Origin of the sequence: Micromonospora sp. NPDC002717 (assembly GCF_040295705.1) — a bacterium.
Taxonomy (GTDB): domain Bacteria; phylum Actinomycetota; class Actinomycetes; order Mycobacteriales; family Micromonosporaceae; genus Micromonospora.
In genome coordinates this window covers 1-12,171 of record NZ_JBEOVW010000064.1, presented here as the reverse complement: position 1 = coordinate 12,171, position 12,171 = coordinate 1, and the positions used below count along the sequence as shown (strand labels likewise).

Here is a 12,171-nt window from a genome sequence, read left to right as displayed (position 1 = left end):
CCTGTCGAGCTGCCCCGTCTGTGGGACCACCCGTCACACCAGGCTCGGTCGCCTGCCGGGGCGCGTGTGCCCCATCTGTGCGGGCAGCTCGACAGGGACAAGATGGCGGCACCCGTGGGGTCTGGTTGTGTCCCATCTGTGAGGGCAGCTCGACAGGAGCCGGGGTGGCGGGTGTCCCGTGGGTCCGGTTTTCGGGTGTGACCGGGGGCATCGTGGGGGCGGAATCGTGGCCGGGCCGGGGTCGTTACACCCTGCGTACGGCCGAGCAAGACCAACGCCGCCGCCTCCGGGCGGGCTGGCGTGCAGGCCCCGGGCCCGGCCCCGGCCCCGGCCCCGGAATGATGGTGGGCCGCCGGTCGTTACACATGGTCCCGGCCAGCGAAGGGCGACCCCCTCGCCCCCGCGCGACACGGGCCACTGCCGGTCTCCAGGTGGCCGGTTCTGATTCTTCCCGGCGCGTGACGCCGGATCCCCTTTGAGTTTGTTGAGCGCCGGACGGTGCTTGCGCCCCGCTGAACCCCCCTTCGGCGTGGGTGCCAACCCCCGAATGGAGCATCTGATGAACACGATCATGCGTAAGAGCGTTCTGGGTATTGCTGGTCTGGCTGTTGCCGGTGGTCTGGCCGCCGGTCCGCTGAACCACGCCGACACCGCCCCCGAGGCGGCGACGCCGGTCACCGCTGTGGCGGTGCAGGCCGACAAGCCGGCCGTGGACACCGCGAAGCTGATCCCGCACGGTGTGCAGGGTGCGCAGTCGCGCATCGACCTGTCGGATGAGCAGGTCGGCAACGTGAAGGCGATCATCGCGGCGACGAAGAAGGCCGGGATGGACGAGCGGGCCGCGGTCGTGTCGATCGCGACGGCGTTGCAGGAGTCGAAGCTGGAGAACCTGGGTCATCTGGGTGACCGCAACGATCACGACTCGCAGGGCCTGTTCCAGCAGCGCCCCTCCAGCGGTTGGGGCACGGTGGAGCAGATCACCGACCCCGAATACTCGACCACGGCATTCCTGAAGGGTCTGAAGCAGGTCGACGGGTGGCAGGACATGCCCCTGACCGAGGCCGCACAGACCGTGCAGGTGTCGGCGTACCCCGACCACTACGCCCAGTGGGAACAGCAGGCCGCCGACCTCGTCGCCAAGCACTGGAACAACTGACACAGGCGCATGATGCCGCTGGCCGGTACCCGCACGGGGTACCGGCCAGCGGCGTCCTCGCATCCGGCCGTCAGCGGCCACCCTCGGCCAGCTCGGCGAGCATCCCCTCGCAGCTGCGGACCACGACCTGTGCGCCCCGCCGCTGGGTCAGCCGGAGCGAGCTGTCCTCCGCCCGGTTCCGCCAGCTCCACTGCGCGTCGGCGGCGACATCCCAGAGCTGCTGCGTGGTCGCGCCGTGTTCGACGCCGAGCCGCGCGGCCAGGCCGACGCCGTCCCCGCCGACCAGCCGCCGTGCCTCCTCGGCCAACTCGGTGTCGAATCCGAGCCGGGTGTTCCGCAACGCCGCGAGCAGTCGCAGCTCCCGGAACTCGTGCGCGCCGGCGAGGATCTGCTCCAGCATGGTGAGCAGCTCATCGGTGCCCGGTTCGGGCTCGGCTCGCAGCAGCGCCTCCACGGCGACCATCGCCGAGCGCGCCTTGAGCGCGTCCCGCCGGTCGATGAGGAGGCGGTTCACCGACTCGCGCAGCTCGGTCAGGCCGCTGCGGCGGATGAGTTCGGCGGACAGCTTGGCCCGGTTGTCGCAACCGGTACGGACCAGGGTGGTCGCGAGCCGGACCCCGAAGAGGCCGAGCCGGTCGAGCAGCGCGGCACGTACCTCGGCGTCCAGCCGTACGGGTAGCTCGCCGCCGGCGAAGCGGTCGGCCGAGAGCAGGTGGGGCTCCAGGGCCTCGCGGGGCACGCCGGCCAACTGCGCGAGCACCGCGAAATCCGACTCGCTGAGCACCCGGCCGGCCAGGCCGATCAGCCCGCTGCACGCCACCGTGTCCACGCAGAGCGCGTTCACGCGGGGGTCGCGGTACTGCCGGCGGGCGAGTTGGCGGGCGGTGAGCAGGGCGTCGATCTGTCCGCCGCCGGTCTCGTCGGCCCGGGACAGCACCAGGACGACGTTCACCGGGGCCGCCTGGCCGACGGCGCTCTCCCGGCTGGTCTCCAGGACCCTCAGGTCGGTGCCGCGACCGTCCCGGGTCAGGTACAACACCGCGTCGGCGTCGCGCAGGACCCGGTCCATCACCGGCGCCCGGCCGTGCTCGTCCACGCCGGTGATCGCGGGCGTGTCGATGAGGGTCACCTGCCGCAGGGCCCGGGTGGGCCACCGCACCACGATGTCGCGCAGCTCGCCGGCTCGCCAGCCGACGAGGTCCACCCGCATCCCCGTCGTCGACTTGACCATCGCCAGCTCCTGCGGCGGGTGACTGGTCGAGTAGGCGATGGCGCGTGGCTGCGGCGCGTCCTCGTACCAGGTGAAGACGTCGGTGCCGTCCGCGTCGCCGACGGGTGCGACCTCTTCGCCCATGATGGCGTTCAGCACCGTGGACTTCCCGGAACGCCAGGGGCCGGCGACCGCGATGCGCAGCGGCTGCTCCAACCGCGCCAGTTGGTGGCGGAGACCAGCGGTGGCCCGGGGGTTGTCCCGGTAGAGCTGAAGGGCTCGCTGCAGCAGCCCCCACACCGCCTCGTCGAGCCGCAGGCCGACGGTCATGCGGGGGACCCCAGCCCCGCCGGGGCGGTCCGGGCCCCGGTCAACTGTTGGGCCTGGTCGTAGAGCGCGGCCAGCCGGGTCATCTTCAGTCGGATCTCGCGCTGGCGCTGCTCGCGGACGGCCATGTCGGTGTCGGCAGCCTGCTTGGCGGTGCGGAACGACTGGATGATGGCCTCCTGCAACTCCTCGGTCAGCGCGGTGAAGTGGTCTCGGAGCATCCGCTGCACCTGCCGGACGGTGTCCCGGCAGTCCTTGTTCATGCGGACGAAGTAGTCGTCGACGTGGCGCTGGATCGCCGTCTTGACCGTCGACTGGCGGCGGCGGAGCAGCTGTCTGCTCTCGTCGTGGATGCTCTTGCCGCCGAACAGCGCGCCGGCGCCGATCGAGACAGGGTTGATCATCGGCATGCCGGCCAGCGTGAGCGCAAGGCCGAACATCAGCAGGCCCCCGTACGAGCCCTTCATGCCGGTGATCACCTTCTGGCTCGCGGTGAACCGGTCGATGTGCGGCCGTTCGATCTCCGGCAGCCGGTCGCCGAGGTCCTCCGGCACGGTCACCGACCAGGGCGGCAGCACGTCGTAGCCGTACCGGGCGAAGTTGGCGGCCACCCGGCGCGCGGCCCAGTCGCAGCGCTGGACCAGCCACTCGTGGTTCGCCTCCGCCGCCTCGGCCAGGCTGCGTTCGAGCCAGTCCTGGAAGGTGTCCCAGGCGACGAGCGGGTCCGCCGTGTCGAACGCCTCGTCGACCATTCGCAGGATCTGGCGGGTCCGGTCGCGCAGGTCGTACTCGATGTCGGAGAGCAGGTCGCCCATCTCGTCATTGAGGGTGTTCTGCCAGCGCGTGGAGCAGCGGCGCAACTCGTCGACCTCCCGCTGGGCCGCGTGCAGCTGGGAGATCGGGCCGGACTGCTGCTGCGCCTCCTGGCTCTCCAGTTCGGCGCGGAGCGGCGCGGCGAGCTGTTCGACCACCGTTCGAGCGGTCAACGCCACCGAGGCGCGCGCCAGCGGATCGGCCTTGCCGGCCAGGTCCCGCTGGAGTCGGGCGATCAGCACCGGGAAGCCCGACTCGGCGTTGAGCTCGCGGTCGTCGGTGACGGCCGCCCGCAGGCGTAACGCCGACGAGACCGGGATCAGCGCCGCCGGTACGCCTGCCTCGGCGAGGTGTCGCCGGTTGCGCTCGGCGACGGTACGCCAGTCCGTCACCAGGTCGGTCTTGGTCTGCACCACCACGACGTTCGGGTGCGACCGGGTGATGTGCAGCAGCATGTTGATCTCGGCGACGGAGAGTTCCCGGGTCGAATCGGAGACCAGCAGCACCGCGTCCGCACGACTCACGGCGGCGATCGGGGCGCCGCCACCGATCGCGGTCGCCTCGTCGCTGCCGGTGGTGTCCACCAGCACCAGTCCGGCGCCGAGCAGCGCGCGCGGCAGTCCGATCTCGACGTGCGCGGGGCCGCCGCCGGGCCGACGCCCGAGCGTGCCGGCCACCGCGGCCGCGATCCGGTCCACCGGTACCGCGGTTCGCTCGACGGTCCCGGCGTCGACCGGGCCCGCCGTGGGCGGCGTGTGGACCACCGCCGCCGAGGCGACCTCGCCGTGGCGCACGACCGTCGGCAGCACAGTGGTGGAACCGTCCCCGACCGGGCAGACCGGAGCGTTGACGATCGCGTTGACCAACTGGCTCTTACCCTGGTTCGGCTCGCCGACGACCAGGACGCGCAGGGTCGGGTCGAGCAGTTGGACGCGCTTGTCGCGGACGGCTTGGAGCAGGTCGCCCCGTCCGTGTTCGCGGCACGTGCGGGCGATTCCGTCGAGCACGTCCAACCAGATCCCCGCCATCACCGCACCAAGTGTGCGGATTTCGGCTCAAATATCAAGAGGGATGCGGAGAAAGCCGGATCGCCGTCCGCGATCCGGCTTTCTCGCCGTCGTCCGGAAACGGTCAGAGCAGACCGTCGCCGAGACCCAGCAGCCCGCCGCTGGAGGAGGCGGAGACCTCGCCGTGGACCTCGGCCTTGCCGCTCACACCGCCGGTGACGTCACCGGTCACGCCGCCGACCGCGCCGGTCACGCCGCCGAGGACGCCGTCCACCTGGCCCGTCACGCCGCCCACAGTCGACGGCACGTCGACCGGCGGGACCAGGCCGGTGCCGCCGTCGCCCAGACCGAGCCCGCCCAGCGCGTCGTCACCACCCAGCGAGCCGACGATCCCGCCGACCTGGCCCTCGGCGCCGGACAGCGCGCCCCCGAGCAGGCCGTCCGGGGTGCCGAGCAGGCCGTGGTCGGTGGCGTCGAGCACGGTGCCCGGGTTGCCGACCGTGCCGGCCAGATCCCCGACCACCGGGTCGGCCGTGGTGTCCACCGCGCCGACCACGTCGGCGTCGAGGGTGTGCGCCAGGTCGTGCACCCCGACGAGGTTGGTGTCGAGACCGCTCTGCCCGACGCCCAGGCCGATCCCGGGCAGTACGGTGGCCGTGACACCGACGGCCGCCGGGTCGACGGTGATGGCGCCGAGCACACCGGCCTTGACGTCCAGGCCGCTGTAGCCGCCGATGCTGAGCTCCGGCGTCGCCGTCTGCAGCTGACTGACGGCGCCGGTGACGTCTGCCACGAGCGGGTCGGCTCCGAGCTGACCGGTCACCGGAGCCACCGGGGCGAGCCCCTGGGTCGGGGCGTAGTCGACCACCAGCGGGACGACGTCCTGCACGTCGGCGGGGGTGATGTCGGTGAGGCCCGCGGCCTGCAGCGCGCCCTCCGGGTCGAGGTCGAACGCCGCCTTGGCGTCGGCGTCGGTGAGCAGATTGAGCACGAAGTCGTGCAGGGTCATGTGCGGGATCTCCTCGATGTGCGTCGGCGACCGTTGATCGTCGACACCGACGCTATTGCCGGTGACCGGCTCCGGTCATCGGGGACGAGCCCCCGACCCGCCCTGCCGGATTAGGGCACGCGTCCCCTCGTACGTTAGGGGGAATGGGGGTCCCGTCCCGGCCTGATTTAGGGTCCTGATGCCGGAGTGATCTCTGGTACGAACGTAGGAGCCCACGGGGTTTGCCGGGGGTGGTCGCCGCGCGGTGTGGACGCCGTCGCCCCGACCGGCCGACTCGCGGTGAGGGAAGAAAGCGCATGCCGTACGTCCTGGGGATAGACATCGGAAGCACCAACACCGCGGCCGCCGTTGCCCGGCGGCAGGGCGCGACCTGGAGCCGCCCCGAGGGGGTCCCGCTGGACGCGGGGTCGGTGATCGTGCCGTCGGTGCTGCACCTCGCCCTGGACGGCAGGCTTACGGTCGGCGAGCCCGGCGCCGACGACGGGGCCCGGACGGCCCGGGGCTTCGTGCGGCGGGTCGGCGACGACGTGCCCCTGATGCTCGCCGGCGAGGCGTGTCCACCGCAGACGCTGACCGCGGTGCTGACGTCGTGGGTCGTCGAACGCGTGCGCGACCGCGAGGGCGAGCCCGCCCAGGCCGTCGTGCTCAGCCACCCGGCGGGCTGGGGCCGGCATCGGCGCGAGCTGTTGCACGTCGCCCTGCGGGAGTTCGGCCTGGGCCACGTGACGCTGCTTCCGCGTACTGTCACCGTGGCCGAGAGCCACGCGGCACGGGGGTTCCCGGGCAGCGCCGCCGCGGTCTACGCCCTGGGCGGCAACACCTTCGAGGCGGCCCTCGTCCGCCGCACCCCACGCGGCACGTACGAGACCTTCGGCTTCCCGCAGGGGCTCGAGTGGATCGGCGGTGCCGACTTCGACGAGGCGCTCGCCGAGCACGTGCGCACCGCACTCACCCGTGACCTCGGCGGCACCGCACCCCGGCAGGCGTACGACCCGCCGCGCGGGCTGCTGCCCGGGTGCGAGCGGGCCAAGCGTGAACTGACCGTCGGCACGCAGACCGACGTGCTCCTGACGCTGCCGAGCGGGCCGGCCCGCGTGCCGGTGAGCCGGGTGCAGTTCGAAGACATGATCCGCCCGGCGGTGCAGGCGACGATCGACCTGCTGCTGCGGACCGTACACTCCGGTGGGCTGGCGCCGACGCAGCTCGACGGCGTCCTGCTCGCCGGCGGGTCCACCCGGATCCCGCTGATCGCCGAGCTGCTCGCCGCGGCCCTTCCGGTACCGGTCGAGGTGGAGCCCGATCCGCAGCTGACCGCCGCGACGGGCGCGGCCCTCGCCGCCTGTCAGATGGTGTCGCCGCGTCCCCGGCGCGAGGGGCGGGACGACGGCCCGGCCCCGGCCGGCACCGCCGGCCGCGTCGGCGCGCCGGCCGTCGCGCCGCAGCACCGACCTGATCACCACAGCGGGGTCGGGAGCGAGCCACCACCGCGCCCCCCGGTCCGGTTCGCCCCTCTGGAACTGCCGAAGGCGTCCCGCCTGGCGCTGGCCCGCCGGCGGGGCGGCAGAGGATGACCAGCATGACCATGAGCGGCGTCGCCGGGCACCGGCTGGTGCTGGACCGGCGGCCGCAGGGCCTGCTCGACGCGGTGGCGGCGGCTCCGGCGTCGCCGCTGGTGCTCGGCGTGACGGGCCCCGGCGGCCACGGCCGCAGCGCCTACCTCCAGGAACTGGCCGCGGTCTACCGGCGGGCCGGGTGCACCGTCCTCGAGAGCGCGCCCGACCAGCCCGACGCGGTCGACCCGGACACGGTGCTGCTGGTCGACGACGCGCAGCTGCTGGACGACGCCCGGCTTCGGGCGCTGCGCCACCTGGTGACCGCCCGCCGGCACCGCCTGGTCGTCGGCTACCGACCGTGGCCCCGGCCGGCGGCGCTGGTCGAGCTGGCCGACGCGTTGCGGCGGGACGGGCACCTGGTCCTGCTCACCCCGTTCACCAGAGAGCAGACCGCCGCCTACCTCGCCTGCGCGCCGGAGCTCGGCCGACAGCCCGACCTGGTCGACTTCGTGCACGGGCAGACCGGCGGTGTGCCCCGCTACGTCGAGCGGCTGGTCCGCGGGCTGCGCGGTCAGCAGGGGCCACCGGGCGTTCCCACGGAGCCGCCCCGGCCGGTCATCCTCGAGTTCGGGCCGGATCTGGAGGACCTGGCTCCCGACGTCCGGCGGCTGCTGCTGGCCGTCGCGGCCGGTGTGCCGCTGCCGGTGGACCTGCTCGGCGCGCTGCTCGACCGGGAGCTGGTCGAGGTGGACGAGCTGATCGGCGCGACCCGGGCGGCCGGGCTGCTCGGCGCGGACGGCCGGCTCGCGCCGATCGTGCGGCGGGCGGTGACCGCGCTGAGCCCGGTCACCGAGCGCACCACGGTCTGGCTCCGGCTCACCCAACTGCAGCTGGCCCGGGGTGGGCCGGTGCTCCCGCTGGTCCGCTCGCTGCTCGCCGCCGGAGTGGCCGGCGAGTGCCCGGCACCGACGCTCGAGGCCGCCGCCGAGGAGGCGCTGGCCGGCGAGCCCGCGGTCGCGGCGGAACTCTTCGCCGCGGCCACAGCCGCCGGGCGGCCCGCCGCCGTCCGGCAGGCGGTCGCTGCGGCGCTCGCCGGTGACCTCGACCTCGCCCTGCGGCTGGCGGACCGGCTGCTCGCCGCGGCACCCGCAGCCGAGCAGGTGGAGGCGGCGGTGGTCGCCGCGACGGCGCTCGCACACCGTGGCCAGGGCGTTCGCAGCGTGGAGCTGTACCGGTGGGCGGGCGGCGCCACCGCGGAGGCGTTCGCCGCCCTCGGCGCACTCGCCGTCGGCCAACAGGTCGACGCAGCGGACCCGCCGGCGGACGACCGTGCCGGTGGACCGCCCACCCTGCACCACAGCGCCGCCCGGCTGATGGCCGACGGAATTCGGGACAGCGTCGCCGGACCACCCACCACCGCGCTGTCCACCCTCGTGCAGGCAGCGGCGCTGCTGGAGCCGGCAGGCCGGGCGGTGCTCCTGCCGGACAGCCCGGCCGCGCTCGCCGCGTTGACGGCGATGCACTGCGGCGAACTGGACATCGCCGAGGGGGTGCTCGACCGGGCAGTGACCAGCGGCATCGGCGGTCCGCTGTTGGCCCGGCGGCACCGGTTGCTGCAGGCCTGGATCGCGATGGTCCGAGGACGGACCGGCCTCGCGGCCGACCACCTCGCCACGGTGACCGCCGGCGGCCGGCCGCTCGAATCGCGCGACCTGCTCCTCGCCAGGGCGATGGAGATGGGGATCGCCCGGCGCAACAGCGACCTCGGCGCGCTCCAGCGGGGCTGGGGCGCCGCCCTGGAGGCGCTGGTCCGCCACCCGGTCGACCTGTTCACGCTGCTGCCGCTCGGCGAGTTGGCCATCGCCGGGGCCCGCCTGGGCCACCTGAGCCGGCTGGAGCCGTACCTGCGCCAGGCGCGGCAGTTGCTGGCCCGGCTCGGCGACCCGCCGCTGTGGACCGTGCCCCTGCACTGGAGTGGCCTGCACGCGGCCATCCTCGCCGAGCGACCGACGACGGCCGACGACCACGTGGCCGCCCTGCTCGGCGCGGCGGACCACAACCGGTACGCCACGGTGGTCGCCGCAGCCGCCGCCTGCTGGGTGGAGGTGTTGCGCGGGACGGTCGACCCGGTCCGGGTGGAGGCCGCCGCCCGGGGGCTGCACGACGCCGGGCTGTGCTGGGACGGCGCTCGGCTCGCCGGCCAGGCCGCCATCCGCACCTCGGACCGACGGGCGATGACCACCCTGCTGGACTGCGCCCGGATGCTGCAGGGACGCCCGGCCGGGGCCAAGGGCGGGCAGCGCCCTCCGGGCGGTCTCGCCGACGCCGTCGCGAGCCCCGCTGGGCACCGCCTCAGCGAGCGCGAGTGGGAGGTGGCCGAGCTGGTGCTCGCCGGGTCGACCTATCGCGAGATCGGTGACCGGCTGTTCATCTCGGCGAAGACGGTGGAGCACCACGTGGCGCGGATGCGGTCCCGGCTCAACTGCGCCAACCGGGCCGAGTTGCTGTCCCTGCTGCGGACGATCCTCGCCGACCGGTCGGCCGGCGCGGCTCGGCAGCCCTGGCCGGTACGGACGCCGTCGAGGTCCCGGTCACGAGAGCAAGGAGACGACGACAGATGACGCCTTCCGTGGTCAGCGTCGGCAGCCTGAGCGACGCGCTGAACGACCTGGTCGACCGGGTGCCGGGGGCAGAGTTCGCGGTGGTGCTGTCCCCGGACGGGCTGCCGCTCGGCGGCTCCCGGAGTGTCGACGACGAGCTCGCCGGGCGACTGTCCAGTGTGGTCGGGGGACTGGAGGCCTTCGGCCTGGCCGCGGCCCGGGTGTGCGTCGGTGGGGCGCTGCGTCAGGTCGTCGTGCAGATGTCCCGGGCGTTCCTGTTCACCGCCACCACCCGGAACGGGGCGATCCTCACCGTCCTGATGGGCGGTGACGCGGAGGTCGGCGACATGGCGTACGAGGTGGCGCTCTTCGTCGGGCAGGCCGAACGGCACCTGCCGGTGCGCCTCGAAGCGGCCTCGACGGTGCGGGGCGGGGACACCGGTGCGGACTCCGGCCCGGCCCCCACCTGGCCGGTCCCTCGGTGACCCACCGCTGACCGCCGCACGAGCACATCGACCAGCGGGACCACCCGGCGTCGAGCCCGCTGACGCCGGACCAGGCCAGCCCCATAGTCAGATCAGGCCGTGCGCCAGCATCGCCTCCGCCACCCGGCGGAACCCGTCGATGTTCGCCCCGGCCACGTAGTCGCCGGGCAGGCCGTACTCTTCGGCGGTGGCCCAGCAGCGGTCGTGGATGTTCCGCATGATGCCCCGCAGCCGCTGCTCCGACTCGGCGAAGGTCCACGAGTCCCGGCTGGCGTTCTGCTGCATCTCCAGCGCGCTCACCGCCACCCCGCCGGCGTTGGCCGCCTTGCCCGGCGCGAACCGCACCCCGGCCCGGCCCAGGATCCGCACCGCCTCCGGCGTGGTGGGCATGTTCGCACCCTCCACCACCGCGACGCAGCCGCCGGCCACCAGCGCCGCGGCCTCCGCGCCGCCGATCTCGTTCTGCGTCGCGCACGGCAGCGCCAACTGGCAGGGCACCTCCCAGACGGTACGACCGGAGACCGCCACCGCGTGCGGCACGTGCCGCGCGTAGTCGTCCAGCCGCGCCCGGCGCCGTTCCTTCAGCTCCCGCAGCAGTTCCAGGTCGATGCCCTTCTCGTCGAGCACATAGCCGGACGAGTCTGAGCAGGCGACGACCTTCCCGCCGAGCTGGTGCACCTTCTCGATCGCGTAGATCGCCACGTTGCCGGAGCCGGACACCACCACCCGCTTGCCCTCCAGGCCGTCCCCGGCCTGCCGCAGCATCTCCTCGGCGAAGAACACCGCCCCGTAGCCGGTCGCCTCCCGGCGCACCTGCGCGCCCCCGTACGCCAGGCCCTTGCCGGTGAGTACGCCCGACTCGTACCGGTTGGTGATCCGCTTGTACTGGCCGAACAGGTAGCCGATCTCCCGGCCGCCCACGCCGATGTCCCCGGCCGGCACGTCGGTCTCCGCGCCGATGTGCCGGTACAGCTCGGTCATGAAACTCTGGCAGAACCGCATCACCTCGCGGTCGGAGCGCCCCTTCGGGTCGAAGTCCGCGCCGCCCTTGCCGCCGCCGATCGGCAGCCCGGTCAGCGCGTTTTTGAAGATCTGCTCGAAACCGAGGAACTTCACGATCCCGAGGTACACCGACGGGTGGAAACGTAGCCCGCCCTTGAACGGGCCGAGCGCGCTGTTGAACTCCACCCGGAAACCCCGGTTCACCAGGATCCGGCCGCGGTCGTCCTCCCACGGCACCCGGAAGATGACCTGCCGCTCCGGCTCGCAGATCCGCTCGATGATCCTCGCCTCGGTGTACTCGGGGTGCCGGGCCAGGGCCGGACCGATGCTCTCCAGCACCTCGCGCACCGCCTGGTGGAACTCCGGCTCTCCCGGATTGCGGGCGACCACGCTGTTGAACACCGTCTCCACGGACTCCGGCATAGGACACGTCCCTTCACTACTTGCTGGTAGCCACGTTGCTACCACCCGGCACCCGCGTACCCGCCAACCGTCCCGGGATACGGACCGTGACCTTCGTCCGGTTCACTATTCGCCGTGGACGACTCGATCTGGGCCGCGGTCCGGGCCTCGCGCGGCTGGCTGGACGCCGCCAACGGCACCGGACAGGCCGAAATGACCTGCCGGATCCTCAAGCTCACCGAGGAGGCGGGGGAGGCGGCGGGCGCCTGGATCGGTCTGCTCGGCCAGAATCCGCGCAAGGGCGTCACCCACACGCGGGACGAGGTGGCGGCGGAACTGGCGGACGTGGCGTTCACCGCGCTGGTCGCCATCGAGAGCCTCGGGCTGGACGCGGCAACGGTGCTCGGCTCGTGTGCGGCCAAGGTCCGGGGGCGGGTGGGGCCACTTCCTGGTTGAGGTTCGGGTCCTGGCCTTCTTCCGTGCGGGTGTTTGCCTTGCGTCGCTCTGCGTCGTGGTGGGGGTGTGGCCCGCCGTGCCCGGCTCCGGGCGGTCAGGCTTGATCCCTGCCTTCGGCCGCGCCCCGACGATCGAGCCGACCACCTCGCCC

At 73.4% G+C, this 12,171-nt stretch carries 9 protein-coding genes; 5 read left to right on the top strand and 4 right to left on the bottom strand.

Annotated features, from left to right (window positions below; translation table 11 throughout):
- Positions 1-559 precede the first annotated feature (559 nt).
- Positions 560-1,156 carry a hypothetical protein gene (locus ABT006_RS34495; RefSeq protein ID WP_350712669.1) on the top strand — a complete coding sequence of 199 codons (597 nt, stop codon included), beginning with the start codon at positions 560-562 and terminating at the stop codon, positions 1,154-1,156.
- Between the two features lie 70 nt (positions 1,157-1,226).
- On the opposite strand, the gene ABT006_RS34490 is transcribed toward ABT006_RS34495, so the two are convergent.
- The 3 genes from ABT006_RS34490 to ABT006_RS34480 form a co-directional block, all read right to left on the bottom strand.
- Positions 1,227-2,696: a dynamin family protein gene (locus tag ABT006_RS34490; RefSeq protein WP_350712668.1), complete on the bottom strand. Its 1,470-nt coding sequence runs from the start codon at positions 2,694-2,696 to the stop codon at positions 1,227-1,229.
- Positions 2,693-4,534: a dynamin family protein gene (locus tag ABT006_RS34485; protein WP_350712667.1), complete on the bottom strand. Its 1,842-nt coding sequence runs from the start codon at positions 4,532-4,534 to the stop codon at positions 2,693-2,695. Before ABT006_RS34485 ends, ABT006_RS34490 begins: the two co-directional genes overlap by 4 nt.
- Before the next feature lie 103 nt (positions 4,535-4,637).
- Positions 4,638-5,522, bottom strand: coding sequence for an IniB N-terminal domain-containing protein (locus ABT006_RS34480; RefSeq protein ID WP_350712666.1), 885 nt, complete (start codon positions 5,520-5,522; stop codon positions 4,638-4,640).
- A gap of 296 nt (positions 5,523-5,818) precedes the next feature.
- On the opposite strand from ABT006_RS34480, the gene ABT006_RS34475 reads away from it, so the two are divergent.
- The 3 genes from ABT006_RS34475 to ABT006_RS34465 are packed head-to-tail and all read left to right on the top strand — an operon-like array spanning position 5,819 to position 10,160.
- Positions 5,819-7,093, top strand: a complete 1,275-nt coding sequence (locus ABT006_RS34475; protein WP_350712665.1) for an Hsp70 family protein — start codon at positions 5,819-5,821, stop codon at positions 7,091-7,093.
- Between the two features lie 5 nt (positions 7,094-7,098).
- Complete coding sequence (locus ABT006_RS34470; RefSeq protein ID WP_350712664.1) at positions 7,099-9,696, top strand: helix-turn-helix transcriptional regulator; 2,598 nt, start codon at positions 7,099-7,101, stop codon at positions 9,694-9,696.
- Positions 9,693-10,160 carry a roadblock/LC7 domain-containing protein gene (locus ABT006_RS34465; protein WP_350712663.1) on the top strand — a complete coding sequence of 156 codons (468 nt, stop codon included), beginning with the start codon at positions 9,693-9,695 and terminating at the stop codon, positions 10,158-10,160. The genes ABT006_RS34470 and ABT006_RS34465 overlap by 4 nt, the downstream gene beginning before the upstream one ends.
- A gap of 87 nt (positions 10,161-10,247) precedes the next feature.
- Here ABT006_RS34465 and gdhA read toward each other — a convergent pair whose 3' ends face one another.
- Positions 10,248-11,585 (bottom strand): NADP-specific glutamate dehydrogenase, encoded by a 1,338-nt coding sequence (gene gdhA / locus ABT006_RS34460; RefSeq protein WP_350712662.1) that lies wholly within the window; start codon positions 11,583-11,585, stop codon positions 10,248-10,250.
- A gap of 114 nt (positions 11,586-11,699) precedes the next feature.
- Between gdhA and ABT006_RS34455 the strand changes: the two genes are divergently transcribed.
- Positions 11,700-12,020, top strand: a complete 321-nt coding sequence (locus tag ABT006_RS34455) for a MazG-like family protein (protein ID WP_350712661.1) — start codon at positions 11,700-11,702, stop codon at positions 12,018-12,020.
- Positions 12,021-12,171: the final 151 nt, after the last annotated feature.